Raw genomic sequence first — 15,282 nt, 5'->3', positions numbered from 1 at the left:
CGCACCCCGAGGGGTGCGTTTTTTTTGCTGCCGAAGCCGGGGCCCATGCCGTTGCTGGCACCGCAGGCGATGACGCATGATGCGGCCATCGTCCCCCCCCCAAAGTCCGCTACACGATGATCCCGCCGCCCAGGCAGATGTCGCCGTCGTACAGCACGGCCGATTGCCCCGGCGTGACCGCCCACTGGGCCTGCTCGAAGTCCAAGGCGAAACCCGCGGCCGTGGCGTCGCGCAGCGTGCAGGCCGCATCGGCCTGCCGGTAGCGCGCCTTGGCGCCATACAGCCCCGCCGCGGGCGGCGTCCCCGCCACCCAGCTGGCGTCCTGCGCCGCCAAGGTACTGCCCAGCAGCCAGGGATGATCGTGCCCCTGCACCACATACAGCGTGTTGGTCGCCAGATCCTTCTTCGCGGAGTACCAGGCATCACCGGTGCCGTCTTCACGCTGCGCGCCCTTGACGCCCCCCACGCCCAGGCCCTTGCGCTGGCCCAGCGTATAGAACGACAGCCCCTCGTGCGTTCCCACCCGCTTGCCTTCCGGCGTCAGGATGGGGCCCGGCGCGGTGGGCAGATAGCGGTTGAGAAACTCGCGGAAAGGCCGCTCGCCGATGAAGCAGATGCCGGTGGAGTCTTTCTTCGCGGCGTTGTGCAGGCCGATTTCATGGGCGATGCGGCGCACTTCCGTCTTGGGAATCTCGCCCAGGGGAAACAAGGTGCGCGCCAGCTGCGCCTGGTTCAGCCGATGCAGGAAATAGCTCTGGTCCTTGCTCGCATCCAGCGCCTTGAGCAATTCGAAGCGCGGACCGGCCGCCTCGTCGACGCGGCGCACCCGCGCATAGTGCCCGGTGGCAATGCGTTCAGCGCCCAGGCTCATGGCGTGATCCAGGAAAGCCTTGAACTTGATCTCGGCGTTGCATAGCACGTCGGGATTGGGCGTGCGGCCGGCCGAATACTCACGCAGGAAGTCGGCGAACACGCGGTCCTTGTACTCGGCCGCGAAGTTCACCGCCTCGATGTCCACGCCGATCAGGTCCGCCACGCTGGCGGCATCCAGCCAATCCTGGCGGGTCGAACAGTACTCGGAATCGTCATCGTCCTCCCAGTTCTTCATGAACAGGCCGACGACTTCATAGCCCTGCTGCTTCAACAGCCAGGCGGTGACGGAGGAATCGACGCCACCGGACATGCCGACGACGACACGGCCCTTGGAGGAGGAATGCGACATAAGGGGAAAAGGCAAAAACCACGAAGACGACAGGGCGACGCCAAAGCGCGCCGCGGTGACTGTCAAACCGGCATTTTAGCGCCGCGCCCTCACCCACCCCCGATAAGCCCCACAAAGTGGCCCAAACACGGCATCATGTCACGGGCAATACAGCTTCACGGCATCACCTTGGAATGCAAACCGCCCCTTTAGGGGGCCGCGCGCGGCGCGGTACTGGGGCCACTTCTGGAGGATCCATGATAGTCGGAGTTCCACGCGAGACCCTGCCGGGTGAGACTCGCGTCGCTGCAACACCGGAGACGGTGAAAAAGTATGTGGCCGCTGGACATGCGGTCTGCGTCGAGCAAGGTGCCGGCCTGGCCGCCCGCTACCCCGACGAAGCCTACACCGCGGCGGGCGCCAGCCTGGGATCGACGGCGCAGGCCATGGGCGCGGAGCTGGTTCTCAAGGTGCGCGCACCGGCCGGCCCTGAACTGGGCTTGCTCAACCCGGGCGCGATCGTGGCGGGCATGCTGGATCCCTTCGACGGCGCGGGCCTGGCGGCGCTGGCCGCCACCGGCGTAACCGGCTTCGCCCTCGAAGCCGCGCCACGTATCACGCGGGCACAGAGCCTGGACGTGCTGTCCTCGCAGGCCAACCTGGCCGGTTACAAGGCCGTGCTGCTGGCCGCCCACCACTACGGCCGCCTGTTCCCCATGATGATGACCGCCGCCGGCACGCTGAAGGCCGCGCGCGCCGTGATCCTGGGCGCGGGTGTCGCCGGCCTGCAGGCCATCGCGACGGCGCGCCGGCTGGGCGCGGTGGTGGAAGCGTCCGACGTGCGCCCCGCCGCGCGCGAGCAGGTGGAATCGCTGGGCGGCAAGTTCATCGACGTGCCATTCGAAACCAACGAAGAACGCGAGATCGCCCAAGGCGTGGGCGGCTATGCGCGGCCCATGCCGGCCGCATGGATGGCGCGCCAGGCCACGCTGGTGTCCGAACGCTGCCGTCAGGCCGACATCATCGTCACCACCGCGCTGATCCCGGGCCGGCCCGCGCCCACCCTGGTCAGCGCGGAAACCGTGCAAGCCATGAAGCCGGGCTCGGTGCTGGTCGACCTGGCCGTCGAGCGCGGCGGCAACTGCCCGCTCACGGAAAAGGATCGCGTGGTCGAAAAACATGGCGTCACCCTGGTGGGACTGACCAATCTGCCGGCCCTGGTCGCCACCGACGCCTCGGCGCTCTATGCGCGCAACCTGCTCGATTTTCTCAAGCTGATCACCGCCGCCGATGGTGCGCTGGCGATCCAGCGCGAGGATGAGATCGTCGCGGCCTGCCTGGTCTGCGAAGGCGGCAACGTTTTGCGGAGTGCGTGAATGGACACCATCAGCCCTACCCTGATCAATCTCATCATCTTCGTGCTGGCCGTGTACGTGGGCTACCACGTGGTGTGGAATGTCACGCCGGCCCTGCATACGCCGCTGATGGCCGTGACCAATGCGATTTCGGCCATCATCATCGTCGGCGCGATGCTGGCGGCGGCGCTGACCGAAGGCGGACTGGCGCGCGCCATGGGCGTGCTGGCCGTGGCCCTGGCCGCCGTCAATGTGTTCGGCGGTTTCCTGGTCACACGCCGAATGCTGCAGATGTTCAAGAAGAAGGAACGTCCTGCCGCCGGCGCGCAGGGGGCCAAGCAGGCCAAGGGAGGCCAGCAATGATCTCCCTGAACCTGGTCACCCTGCTCTATCTGCTGGCGTCGGTCTGCTTCATCCAGGCGCTCAAGGGCCTGTCGCACCCCACCACTTCGCGCATCGGCAATGCCTTCGGCATCGTCGGCATGGCGCTGGCGGTCCTCACCACCGCGGCGCTGATCGCCGGCCTGGCGCGCCCGGGCGCGGCAACCATGGGCCTGGGCTGGGTGCTGCTGGGCCTGTTGATCGGCGGCAGCCTGGGCACCATCATGGCCCTGCGCGTCGAGATGACGAAGATGCCTGAACTGGTGGCCTTCATGCACAGCATGATAGGCCTGGCGGCGGTGGCCATCGCGGTGGCGGTGGTGGCCGAGCCGCATGCCTTCGGCATCGCCGGGCCGGGCGGCGGCCTGCCGGTCGGCAACCGCATCGAGATCTTCATCGGCTCTTTCGTCGGCGCCATCACCTTCTCGGGGTCGGTAATCGCCTTCGGCAAGCTGTCCGGCAAATACAAGTTCCGCCTGTTCCAGGGCGCGCCGGTGGTGTTCCGCGGACAGCATGCCTTGAACCTGCTGCTGGCCGTGGCGATGCTGGCCTATGGCATCTGGTTCATCACCAGCGCGGGGGCCGCGCAATGGACGCCCTTCGTCGTAATGCTGGCGATTGCCTTCATCCTGGGCGTGCTGATCATCATCCCCATCGGCGGCGCCGACATGCCGGTGGTGGTGTCCATGCTCAATAGCTATTCGGGTTGGGCGGCCGCCGGCATCGGCTTCTCGCTGGACAATCCGATGCTGATCATCGCGGGCTCACTGGTGGGGTCTTCAGGGGCGATCCTGTCCTACATCATGTGCAAGGCGATGAACCGCTCGTTCTTCAACGTCCTGCTGGGCGGCTTCGGCAATGGCACCGGCGGCGCCGATGCCGGCGGCGCCAGCGCGCAGCGCAGCGTCAAGTCGGGCAGCGCGGAAGACGCCGCTTTCCTGATGGAGAATGCCGAATCCGTGATCATCGTGCCGGGCTACGGCCTGGCGGTGGCGCGCGCCCAGCATGCGCTGAAGGAACTGGCGGCCAAGCTGACCGCCAAGGGCGTGTCGGTAAAGTACGCCATCCATCCGGTCGCGGGCCGCATGCCGGGGCATATGAACGTGCTGCTGGCCGAGGCCGAAGTCCCGTATGACCAGGTGTTCGAAATGGACGACATCAACGGTGAGTTCGGCCAGACCGACGTGGTGCTGGTGCTGGGCGCCAATGACGTGGTCAACCCGGCCGCCAAGAACGACCCGCAGTCGCCGATTGCCGGCATGCCCATCCTGGAGGTCTACAAGGCCCGCACGGTCATCGTCAACAAGCGGTCGATGGCGGCGGGCTATGCCGGGCTGGACAACGAGCTGTTCTACATGGACCGCACGATGATGGTCTTCGGCGATGCCAAGAAAGTGATCGAGGACATGGGCAAGGCGGTGGAGTAAAGCTACCGGCCCGAGGTCAAAGGCCTCGGGCTGGGGTGCGGTTGAACGCAGGCTTGAAGGCGCGGTCGGCAGCGCATTTCAGGGCGCGGTCGTCTGCGCCAACCGTTCGTCCAGCGATTCGATCCAGTGCCGCACCGGCACGGGCGTGCCGCTTTGCAGATGGCCGATGCAGCCGACATTGGACGACAGGATGATGTCCGGTTGCGTCGGCGCGATCGCCGCCAGCTTGCGGTCGCGCAAGGACACGGAGATGTCCGGGTTCAACACCGAATACGCGCCCGCCGACCCACAGCACAGGTGCTGCTCGCTGAAGGGCTGCAGTTCATAGCCCAGATCGGCCAGCATGGCTTCCGTGCGCGGCCGCAGCGCCTGCCAATGCTGCAGCGTGCACGGCGGATGGAAAGCCGCGCGTATCGGTGCGTACGGATCGCGCAAGCCTTGCTCACCATGCAGCTGCGCCACGTGCGTGGCGCCGGCCAGGCGCGCGCGCAGCTGCGCGGCGTGCGGCGCGACGATCTCCGATACGTCGCGCACCATGGCCACGATGCGGGCCGCGCGTTCCGCGTAGCTATCGTCATGGCGCAGATGATGCGCATATTCCTTGACCATGGCGCCGCAACCCGACGCGTTCATGACGATGGCTTCCACTTCGCCATCGCGCACGGCCGGCCACCACGCGTCGATGTTGGCGCGCATCTGCCGCAACGCGGCTTCCTGGTCGTCCAGGTGGAAATTCACGGCGCCGCAGCAGCCGCCCACGCCCAGCCGCACGCCCACGCCGATGGCATCGAGCACGCGCACCGTGGCCGCGTCTATGGTGGGCATCAGGGCGGGCTGCACACAGCCCGCCAGCAACAGTACCTGGCGTGCATGCGCGCGGGTATCGGGCAAGGCGCCGGCGGCACGCCGCTCGGGCACCTTGCGCCGCAAGCTCGCGGGCAACAGGCCGCGCATGGCCTGGCCCAGCCGCAAGGCGGGCGCGAACAGCGGCGAATTCAGGCCCTTGCGCAGCAAGGCGCGCGTGAGCCGTTGCCGCCAGGGGCGCGGCACACGCTGCTCGACCAGGTTGCGACCGATGTCCAGCAAGTGTCCATATTGCACGCCGGAAGGACAGGTGGTTTCACAATTGCGGCAGGTCAGGCAGCGATCCAGATGGGTCTGCGTCGACGGTCCCGGCGCGGCGCCCTCCAGCATCTGCTTGATCAGGTAGATGCGGCCGCGCGGGCTGTCCAGCTCGTCACCGAGCACCTGGTAGGTGGGGCACGTGGCCGTGCAAAAGCCGCAATGCACGCAACGCCGCAGGATGGCATCGGCCTCCTGGCCGAAGTCGGTGTCGCGCGCCCACGATGCGATTTGGGTCTGCATGATGCGTCATAGCTCCAGGATCAGCCGGCCCGGATTGAACAGGCCCCAAGGGTCGAGCTCTTGCTTCAAGCGGCGCGTAATTTGCGCCACGCCCGGTGTCAGCGGATGAAAGACGCCATCGGCCGGGATGTCCTGCTGCCGCGCCGGGCGGAACAGCGTGGCGTGACCGCCGCAGGCCTGGGCCGCCGCGCGCATGGCGTCGGCATCGTTCAGGGCGCCCTGGCAAAGCCAGCGTTGGCCCGCGCCCCATTCCAGCAAGGTGGGCCCCAGGCCCAGTGGGGGCGTCGCAGGCGGCACCGCCAGTCGCCACAGGCTGTGGCCGCGGTCGAAGAAGGCATGCGTCTGCTCGCGCAAGGACGCCCAATGCGCCGCCGCCACCGCGGCATCGACGGCTTGCCCGCCGATGCGCACCTGGCCTGCCGCGATGGCCGGCGGCGCGCCCGACAGGCGTACCCATAGCTGCCCGGGCGTGCCCGCCACCGGCAGCCAGGCCGTCGCCGACACCGGCATGGGCAGGCCGCGCCAGCGCGAGAACAGGGCCAGGGCCTGTGCCTCGTCGGCCTCCAGGCACAGCGTCAACTCTTCCATCGGTCGCGGCACCACTTTCAGCGATACCTCCAGGATGACCCCGAAGATGCCTTGCGAGCCCGCCAGCAGGCGCGATACGTCATATCCCGCGACGTTCTTCATCACCTCGCCGCCGAAACTCAGCACGCGGCCCTGCGCATCGAGCAGGCGCGCACCCAGCACGAAATCGCGCACCGCGCCCGCGCTCATGCGGCGCGGGCCCGACAAGCCGGTGGCCACGCAACCGCCCACGGTGGCGCCGCTGCCGTGATGGGGGGGCTCGAAGGCCAGCATCTGGCCCTGCGCGGCCAGCTCCGCCTCCAGGTCTTGCAAAGGCGTGCCAGCACGAACCGTGACCATCAGTTCAGAAGGCTGGTAGTTGACGATGCCACGATAGGGATTGATGTCGAGCAGGCAATGGCCATCCTGCGGCCGCAAGGGCCGATGGTTGCCATAGAAGGCCTTGCTGCCGCCACCCGTGATGAAGATGGGTTTATGCCCGGCGTGCGCGGTCATGACCTGGTCGCACAGCTCCGACAGGACGAATTCCATGAACTGACCCGGACTTAAAAACGCGAAAGATCAGGAAAACGTAGTTCGCCGGCGTGTACGTGCATCTTGCCGTACTCCGCGCAGCGCGCCAGCGTCGGTATCACCTTTTGAGGGTTCAGCAGGCAACGCGGATCGAAGGCTCGCTTGACCGCCAGGAAGGTGTCGAGTTCGTCTCGCGAGAACTGCACACACATTTGATTGATTTTCTCCATGCCCACGCCGTGCTCTCCAGTCACGGTGCCTCCTACCTGTACGCACAGTTCGAGTATCGCCACGCCAAATTTGTCGGCGCGTTCGGTCTCTTCCGGCTTGTTTGAATCGAAAAGGATCAAGGGGTGCAGATTGCCGTCACCCGCGTGGAAGACGTTGGCGCAACGCAGGCCGAATTCGTCTTCCATCTGTTCGATGGCTTTCAGTACGCGCGCCAGGTGGCGGCGCGGGATGGTGCCATCCATGCAGTAATAGTCCGGCGAGACGCGGCCCGCCGCGGGGAAAGCATTCTTGCGGCCGGCCCAGAAGCGCAGGCGCTCGGGCTCGGACGTGGATACCTGCAGACGCGTGGCGCCGGCGGTCTGCAAGACGGCTTCCATGCGTTCGACTTCATGTTCGACTTCTTCGCGCGTGCCGTCGGATTCGCACAGCAGGATGGCCTGCGCGTCCATGTCGTAGCCGGCCTGCACGAAGGGCTCCACCATGTGGATCGCCTGGCGGTCCATCATTTCGAGGCCGGCGGGGATGATGCCGGCGCCGATGATCTTCGTCACCGCGTTGCCGGCGGCTTCGACGCTGCCGAAGCTGGCCAGCAGCACTTGGGCACAGGCGGGTTTGGGCAGCAGTTTGACGGTGATCTCGGTAACCGCGCCCAGCATGCCTTCCGAACCGATGAAGACCGCCAGCAGGTCCAGGCCGGGCGCATCGGGTGCTTCCGAACCCAGCTCGACGATGTCGCCGTCTATGGTGACCACGCGCACGCGCAGGATGTTGTGCACGGTAAGGCCGTATTTCATGCAGCGCACGCCGCCCGAATTCTCGGCGACGTTGCCGCCTATCGAGCAGGCGATCTGGCTGGATGGGTCGGGGGCGTAGTACAGGCCATGCGGCGCGGCGGCTTCGGAGATCGCCAGGTTGCGCACGCCGGGTTCGACGATGGCGGTCGCGCTGTCGGTGTCGATACGCTTGATGCGGTTCAGCTTGGACAGGCCCAGCAGCACGCCCTGCGAATGCGGCATGGCGCCGCCGGACAAGCCGGTGCCGGCGCCGCGGGGAACGACGGGAGCGTTGAGCTTGCGGCAGATGCGCATGATCGCCTGGACCTGGGCCTCGGTTTCGGGCAGGCAGACGACGGCCGGCAAGGCACGGTACAGCGACAGGCCGTCGCATTCGAACGGACGGGTGTCTTCTTCTCGGTGCAGGATGCAGTGGGCGGGTAATACGGCGTGGAGCGCCGCGATCAGATCGGGCGCGGCGGGGGGCGCGGTCTGAGCGTCTGTGAGGTCGGTCTCTGCCTTCTTATCCATGTCGGACACGATAGCGCGAGGGACCGATTCGCACAGGCCGGGATTTACCCTGGGAGTTTGACCATGTAGTACCCAAGGTTACTTTTTTACGGGCCCCTGCAAGCCGTCTCTCACCAGGCGAAGATCTTGCCGGGGTTGAGGATGTTGTTGGGATCGAAGGCGTGTTTCAGGCTGCGCATCAGGGCCAGGGCGTCGGCGCCGTGCTCTTCTTCCAGGAACTGCATCTTGTGCAGGCCGACGCCGTGCTCGCCCGTGCAGGTGCCATCCGCCGCGATGGCGCGATGGACCAGGGCGTGGTTGATGCGCTCGGACGCCTGCCACTCTTCGGCACTGTCCGGGTCGAGCAGCATCAGGACGTGGAAGTTGCCATCGCCAACGTGACCCACGATGGTGAAGGGGAACGGCGCATCCGCGAGATCCTGCGCGGTTTCGCGGACACAGTCAGCCAGCGCCGAGATGGGCACGCAGACATCGGTGGTGCTGGCGCGGCAGCCCGGGCGCAACTGCAGGCCGGCGAAATAGGCGTTGTGGCGCGCCGACCACAGGCGGCTGCGGTCTTCCGGACGTTCGGCCCAATCGAAATCCATGGCGCCATGTTCGCGCACGATGTCCTGCACCGCCTGCGCATGCTCCTGCACGCCCGCGGCGCTGCCGTGGAATTCGAACACCAGCAACGGCGTCTCACGCAGTTCGAGCTTGCTGTACAGATTGACGGAACGCACGGCATGTTCATCCATGAATTCCACGCGCGCGACAGGGATGCCCATCTGCATGATCTCGATCACGCTATCGACGGCATCGCCCAGCGTCGAGAAATTGCAGACCGCGGCGGAAACCGCCTCCGGCTGCGGATACAGCTTCACGGTCACTTCGGTAATGATGCCCAGGGTGCCTTCGCTACCGACGAAGATGCGCGTCAGGTCATAGCCGGCCGACGACTTGGGCGCGCGGCTGGCGGTGCGCACCACGCGGCCGTCCGCCGTCACCACCGTCAGCGACAGCACGTTCTCGCGCATGGTGCCGTAGCGCACCGCGTTCGTGCCCGAGGCCCGCGTCGCCGCCATGCCGCCCAGGCTGGCGTCGGCACCGGGATCGACCGGGAAAAACAGGCCGGTCGAGCGGATTTCTTCATTCAGTTGTTTGCGCGTCACGCCGGCCTGCACGGTCACCGTGAAGTCCTCGGCGTTCAGCGTCAATACCGCGTTCATGCGCGACAGGTCCAGGGTGATGCCACCCTGCACCGGCAGCAGATGCCCTTCCAGCGAAGAGCCCGCGCCATAAGGTACGACGGGCACCTTGTACGTATTGCATATGCGTGCAAATGCCGCCACTTCCTCGGTGTTCAGCGCGAACACCACGGCATCGGGCAAGAGGTCCGGATACGGCGATTCGTCGTGGCCATGATGCTCACGCACGGCCTGCGCCACCGACAATCGATCACCAAAAATTGCGCCCAGTTCGTCCAGACAGGCGGCGGGAATCGGGCGACGCAAAGTGTCGGCATGCAAGGGGGCGTTCATGGCGTTCCTGAGAAATCGGACTGGGGCTGCAGTGCAGCCCCGAAACCCGGCATTTTACGCGCCTCCCCGCCCGGCCTTACTTTCCGCTGGCGGAACCGCTGCGGCGGCGTTCGCGTACCGCCTTGGCCAGGCGCTCCAGCACCTGCACCGACGAATCCCAGTCGATGCAGCCATCGGTGATGCTCTGCCCGTACGTCAGCGCCTGCCCCGGCACCAGGTCCTGGCGCCCCGCCAGCAGATGGCTTTCGATCATCAAGCCGACAATGCGCGAGTCGCCGGCTTCCATCTGGCGGGCGATGTCATCGGCCACCATGGGCTGGTTTTCCGGCTTCTTGCTGCTGTTGGCGTGGCTGGTGTCTATCATCAGGCGCTGCGCCAGGCCCGCCTTGGCCAGATCCTGGCACGCCACCTCGACGCTGGCGGCATCGTAGTTGGGTGCCTTGCCGCCGCGCAGGATGACGTGGCAGTCCTCGTTGCCGGCGGTCGACACGATGGCCGAATGGCCACCTTTGGTCACCGACAGGAAATGGTGCGGCTGCGAAGCGGCCTTGATGGCATCCACGGCAATCTTGATATTGCCATCCGTGCCATTCTTGAATCCCACCGGGCAGGACAGCCCCGACGCCAATTCACGGTGCACCTGGCTTTCCGTCGTGCGCGCACCGATGGCGCCCCACGACACCAGGTCGGCGATATATTGCGGCGTAATCATGTCGAGGAATTCGCAACCGGCGGGCACACCGCGGTCATTGATTTCCAGCAACAGTTCGCGGGCCACGCGCACGCCCTTGTTGATATTGAAGGTGCCGTCCAGATCGGGATCGTTGATCAGCCCTTTCCACCCCACCGTGGTACGCGGCTTTTCGAAATACACGCGCATGACGATTTCCAGGTCCGCCTTCAGCGCTTCACGCACCACTTTCAAGCGATCCGCATATTCCAGCGCCGCCTTGGTGTCATGGATGGAGCACGGGCCGATTACCACGGCCAGCCTGTCGTCCATGCCATGCAGAATACGATGCAGCGCCTGGCGCGTATCGTGCACCACCGCGGAAGCGGTTTGGGTACACGAGAATTCACGCATCACGTGAGCGGGCGGCGTCAGTTCCTTGATTTCGCGGATACGCAGATCGTCGGTATTGTGAGACACGTTATTTCCTTCCTGGGTGGGGTTGCCAGGCTGGCGGACATAAAAAAAGCCGCCAGTAAGCTGGCGGCTTTTTTGGGGGGATTCTGTGCAAACTTCAGGTTGCGCGCAATCCTTCCTCCGCCAGCGGCATCGGAAAGCCAAAATAAAAATAAAATCGGCCAGTGCCGACGGACGGGATTGCGGTATTCATGGGGGCAACCATAGCACAAAAATTTGTAATGAGAAAGCCGCCCTGCAAAATCCAGGGCGGCCATTCCAGTCCGGCCTTACTGCCGCCGGGTCAAAATGCGGCGCGTCACAGTCCGATCAAGCCGTACCGCCCACCGTCAGCCCTTCCATCCGCACCGTGGGCATCCCCACTCCCACCGGCACACTCTGGCCTTCCTTGCCACACGTGCCAACGCCGGAATCCAGGCGCAGGTCATTGCCGATCATGGTGACCTTGTTCATGGCATCCGGACCGTTGCCGATAAGCGTGGCGCCCTTGACGGGATACGTCACCTTGCCGTTTTCGATCATGTAGGCCTCGGACGCGGAGAAAACGAATTTGCCGCTGGTGATGTCCACCTGGCCGCCGCCGAAATTGACCGCATACAAACCGCGCTTGACCGAAGAAATGATTTCCTCGGGCGGCGTCGCGCCCGCCAGCATGTAGGTATTGGTCATGCGCGGCATGGGCAGGTGCGCGAACGATTCGCGCCGGCCATTGCCGGTGGCCGACGTTTTCATCAGGCGCGCGTTCATGGTGTCCTGCATATAACCGCGCAGGATGCCGTCCTCGATCAGCACATTCTGCTGCGTCGAATTGCCTTCGTCGTCCACATTCAGCGAACCACGGCGGTCCGGAATGGTGCCATCGTCGATCACGGTCACGCCCTTGGACGCCACGCGCTGGCCGATACGGCCGGAAAACACGCTGGAGCCCTTGCGATTGAAATCGCCTTCCAGACCGTGGCCCACGGCTTCATGCAGCAGGATGCCGGGCCAGCCCGAGCCCAGCACCACCGTCATCTCGCCGGCGGGCGCGGGCCGCGCGTCCAGGTTGACCATGGCTTCATGCACGGCGTGCTCGACATAGCCGCGCAGGATGTCATCGGTGAAATACCCCAGCCCGGAACGGCCGCCGCCGCCCGCATGGCCCATTTCCCGCCGTCCGTCCCGCTCGGCGATCACGGTCAACGACAGGCGCACCAGCGGGCGCACGTCGGCGGCCAGGCGGCCATCGCTGCCCGCCACCAGGATCACGTCGTACTCGGCCCCCAGGCCGGCCATGACCTGGATGACATGCGGATCACGCGCACGCGCCATGCGTTCGACGCGTTCCAGCAGCGCCACCTTGTCGGGCGCGCCCATCGTCAGCAAAGGATCGATGGCCGGATACAGGCCACGCCCCGGTCCGGGGTCGGCCGGCGCGGTGACGCGTGCCTTGCCCGCGCCCTGGCGGGCGATGCTGCGCACCGTGCGCGCCGACGACAGCAAAGCCTCCGGCGACAGCGAGTCGGAATAGGCGAAAGCGGTTTTCTCGCCACTGATGGCGCGCACGCCCACGCCTTGGCCGATGGAAAAACTGCCGGTCTTGACGATGCCCTCTTCCAGGCTCCAGCCTTCGCTGCGCGTGTATTGGAAATAAAGATCGGCGTAATCCACCTTGTGGGTGAATATTTCACCGAGCGCGCGCGCCATATCCACCTCGCTCAATCCCCAGGGGTCGAGCAACAAGGTTTTAGCGGTGGCGAGCGACTGAATGGCAGGATCGGTAATTTTCATGGCGAGACTCGATGTCGAACTTTCACAATTTGTTCACGCTTTTTGGATAAGCAGTAATTGTCCGGTGCGCGATGTAGACAATATACGTATTACATGACGCGGTGCCGCAATGCCGGCAAGGACGCCCGGACTTCCTGAAGACGATCGGGGTCTATGTTACCCGCCACCACGCCCGGCCCCTCGGGCAATTGCGCGACAATTTCGCCCCACGGGTCGATCAGCATGGATTGGCCCCAGGTGCGGCGCCCGGTCGGGTGCACACCGCCCTGCGCCGGGGCCAGCACATAGCACTGGTTTTCCACCGCGCGCGTACGCAGCAGCAGCTCCCAATGCGCCTTGCCAGTCGTATAAGTGAAGGCGGCTGGAACCAAAATCAAGCTAACGTCTCCAAAAGCTCGATACAGCTCAGGAAAACGCAGGTCATAGCAAACCGACAAACCGATTTTTCCGAATGGGGCATCGAAAACTCGCGGCATCGTGCCGGGCCGTATGCTCGTCGCTTCGTCAAACGAATCCGTGCCACGCTGGAAGTTGAACAGGTGAATTTTGTCATAGCGCGCAATCTGCCCACCATCCGGCCCATATACAAACGTGGTGTTATAGACTCGGTTCGGGTCGGGACTTTCCACGGGCAAGGTACCGCCCACGACATATATGCCGTGCTGGCGCGCCTGCTGCGCCAGGAATGCCTGGATCGGCCCGTTGCCCTCCGATTCGCGCGCCGCCACCTTATCAGTGTCTTTACGCCCCATCAGGCAAAAATATTCGGGCAAAGCGACGAGCCTGGCCCCTTCTTGCGCTGCCTGCGCGATCAGCGCCCCCGCCGCGTCGAGATTTTCCTGCACGTCCGGGGTACTGACCATTTGAATTGCGGCGACTTTGAAGGACATGGTTGATTCGTTCCTTGAACAATCATTAGGCTGAAACATATGGATTCAAGAATTCTGAGGATAATAGCCGTATAAATTTTGTACCATTGCGGATACAATAAACTTCATCCTGTCGGGAAAACCGAATTTCCATAATAAGGATCACAGCACCATGGTTAGAGAAAACTACGCGGCACAGCAGGCCAAGATAGAAAAGGAAATCGGCAAACTCCGCAAGCGGGCCGAACTGCTGCACACCAAGCGGCGCAAGCCCGTGGTGGCAACGATCATTCGATCGATGCGTGAATACAATATCACTCCCGAAGAAATCGCCGCGGCTTTTGGCAAACCGGCTCGTGCGCCTGCTGCCGCGCGCAAGGGTGCCGCGCCCGCTGCTCCCCGTGCCAAACGCGCCGTGGCGCCCAAGTATCGCCACCCTGACACGGGCGAAACCTGGAGCGGCCGTGGCAAGGCGCCGCGCTGGTTGACCGCCGCCGAAGCGGAAGGCGCCAAGCGCGACAGCTTTCTCATCCAGTAAACACCGGAATCGTGGGCCTGCCCTGGGTTTTCAGCCCTGGGGCTCAGCCATTAGCAGGCCCTGCAAAAAACATCGCGCCAATCGGCGCGATGTTTTTTTATGGCCGCCACGCTTATGTTGCACCTCCAGTACCCTTTTCAAGGGGGGCACTCACAGTGTCAGGCAACAAGACAAATCAGACAAACAATACAAATAAGACAGGCCGGCGTATTTATGCGTATAAATATACCGGCCTTATGACTTATTTCATAACTTAGTACATTGTATTGTCATTAAAACAATTGATATATCAACGACTGACCGGGAATTCGACTCTGCGTTCCGAGCCATTATTCCCAGGGAACTGGTCGAAAATCGCCCGCACCAGATAAGGCATGGCCTGTAGCAGGCGTTCGCTGCCCGATACGCTATAAGCAGTAGCCCGGTACACTTCAGCGCCGCCATTGGCGCTGTCACGGATCACGACAGTCAGCGTATTGCGATAAGCCACGGTGGGCACATCCACCCAGTCTGGCCCCCAGTAACCGCCGAAGCCGCCCCAATAGCCACGCGGTCCGTAAAAGCCCGGGTAACCGCCATAGAAGTAGGGATCGTAGGGGCGCCGCACCGTCACCTGGGTTTGCACGACGCCATAAGTAAACGACACGTTAAAGCGCGCGGGCACACCCTTGGCCGCTTCCACCAGGCCGGTCGCGCCTATGCCGGCACGCACCATGTCCTGGTAGGACTGATATTCAAGATTGTTTTCCTGGGTTGGATTGGCGACGACGAAGCGATACGTCTGTCCGGTCGCGTTGTCGGGCCAATGCTGGAACGACGTCACGCGCGCCGAAACCGTATCGGTGGTGGCGCATCCTGCCAGCACCAATGCGAGCATGGCAAGGCAGCACGCCTGGACCCACCGCGAAAGTGGTGAATAAAGATAACGATTCATGGAACGACTCCTCGGGAACGGCCATACTGTTGTCCTGGTGGCCGCGACGCATCATACGTCTTGCCAATTCACTTGAGACCGGGCGCAGCGTATAAAGTTTGCACAGCAAGCCTCAAGCCGCGTCCTACAATAGCTACAT

At 64.2% G+C, this 15,282-nt stretch carries 13 protein-coding genes; 4 read left to right on the top strand and 9 right to left on the bottom strand.

Annotated elements, in window-relative coordinates:
• Positions 1-109: 109 nt before the first annotated feature.
• Positions 110-1,222 (bottom strand): tRNA 2-thiouridine(34) synthase MnmA, encoded by a 1,113-nt coding sequence (gene mnmA / locus CEY05_RS30195; RefSeq protein WP_088601167.1) that lies wholly within the window; start codon positions 1,220-1,222, stop codon positions 110-112.
• Between the two features lie 236 nt (positions 1,223-1,458).
• On the opposite strand from mnmA, the gene CEY05_RS30190 reads away from it, so the two are divergent.
• The 3 genes from CEY05_RS30190 to CEY05_RS30180 are packed head-to-tail and all read left to right on the top strand — an operon-like array spanning position 1,459 to position 4,364.
• Positions 1,459-2,577 (top strand): Re/Si-specific NAD(P)(+) transhydrogenase subunit alpha, encoded by a 1,119-nt coding sequence (locus tag CEY05_RS30190; RefSeq protein ID WP_088601168.1) that lies wholly within the window; start codon positions 1,459-1,461, stop codon positions 2,575-2,577.
• The gene (locus CEY05_RS30185) at positions 2,578-2,919 is read left to right on the top strand and encodes an NAD(P) transhydrogenase subunit alpha (protein WP_088601169.1); all 342 of its coding nucleotides are present in this window, start codon (positions 2,578-2,580) and stop codon (positions 2,917-2,919) included.
• The gene (locus CEY05_RS30180) at positions 2,916-4,364 is read left to right on the top strand and encodes an NAD(P)(+) transhydrogenase (Re/Si-specific) subunit beta (RefSeq protein ID WP_088601170.1); all 1,449 of its coding nucleotides are present in this window, start codon (positions 2,916-2,918) and stop codon (positions 4,362-4,364) included. Before CEY05_RS30185 ends, CEY05_RS30180 begins: the two co-directional genes overlap by 4 nt.
• Positions 4,365-4,442: 78 nt before the next feature.
• Here CEY05_RS30180 and glcF read toward each other — a convergent pair whose 3' ends face one another.
• The 7 genes from glcF to CEY05_RS30145 all read right to left on the bottom strand — a co-directional run bounded on the left by glcF (position 4,443) and on the right by CEY05_RS30145 (position 13,692).
• Positions 4,443-5,729 carry a glycolate oxidase subunit GlcF gene (glcF, locus tag CEY05_RS30175; RefSeq protein WP_088601171.1) on the bottom strand — a complete coding sequence of 429 codons (1,287 nt, stop codon included), beginning with the start codon at positions 5,727-5,729 and terminating at the stop codon, positions 4,443-4,445.
• 6 nt (positions 5,730-5,735) lie between these two features.
• A complete protein-coding gene (glcE, locus tag CEY05_RS30170; RefSeq protein WP_088601172.1) occupies positions 5,736-6,848 on the bottom strand; it encodes a glycolate oxidase subunit GlcE in 1,113 nt (370 codons plus the stop codon).
• A 14-nt stretch (positions 6,849-6,862) separates the two neighbouring features.
• Positions 6,863-8,365, bottom strand: coding sequence for an FAD-linked oxidase C-terminal domain-containing protein (locus CEY05_RS30165; RefSeq protein ID WP_088601173.1), 1,503 nt, complete (start codon positions 8,363-8,365; stop codon positions 6,863-6,865).
• Between the two features lie 110 nt (positions 8,366-8,475).
• On the bottom strand, positions 8,476-9,885 hold the full coding sequence (locus CEY05_RS30160) for an FAD-binding oxidoreductase (RefSeq protein ID WP_088601174.1): 1,410 nt from the start codon (positions 9,883-9,885) through the stop codon (positions 8,476-8,478).
• Positions 9,886-9,961: 76 nt separating this feature from the next.
• Entirely contained in the window at positions 9,962-11,035 is a 1,074-nt protein-coding gene (gene aroG / locus CEY05_RS30155; protein WP_088601175.1) for a 3-deoxy-7-phosphoheptulonate synthase AroG, read from the bottom strand.
• A 306-nt stretch (positions 11,036-11,341) separates the two neighbouring features.
• Complete coding sequence (gene tldD / locus CEY05_RS30150) at positions 11,342-12,802, bottom strand: metalloprotease TldD (RefSeq protein WP_088601176.1); 1,461 nt, start codon at positions 12,800-12,802, stop codon at positions 11,342-11,344.
• A gap of 89 nt (positions 12,803-12,891) precedes the next feature.
• Entirely contained in the window at positions 12,892-13,692 is an 801-nt protein-coding gene (locus CEY05_RS30145; protein WP_233161781.1) for a carbon-nitrogen hydrolase family protein, read from the bottom strand.
• 151 nt (positions 13,693-13,843) lie between these two features.
• Between CEY05_RS30145 and CEY05_RS30140 the strand changes: the two genes are divergently transcribed.
• Positions 13,844-14,209 carry an H-NS family nucleoid-associated regulatory protein gene (locus CEY05_RS30140; RefSeq protein WP_088601178.1) on the top strand — a complete coding sequence of 122 codons (366 nt, stop codon included), beginning with the start codon at positions 13,844-13,846 and terminating at the stop codon, positions 14,207-14,209.
• Positions 14,210-14,498: 289 nt separating this feature from the next.
• On the opposite strand, the gene CEY05_RS30135 is transcribed toward CEY05_RS30140, so the two are convergent.
• Positions 14,499-15,143: a DUF4136 domain-containing protein gene (locus CEY05_RS30135; protein WP_088601179.1), complete on the bottom strand. Its 645-nt coding sequence runs from the start codon at positions 15,141-15,143 to the stop codon at positions 14,499-14,501.
• Between the last annotated feature and the right edge of the window lie 139 nt (positions 15,144-15,282).

Origin of the sequence: Achromobacter sp. HZ34, from assembly GCF_002209485.1 — a bacterium.
Classification (GTDB): Bacteria; Pseudomonadota; Gammaproteobacteria; order Burkholderiales; family Burkholderiaceae_B; genus Bordetella_C.
Note: the sequence above shows the minus strand (reverse complement) of the source record. Positions and strands in the feature narration are given on the sequence as shown.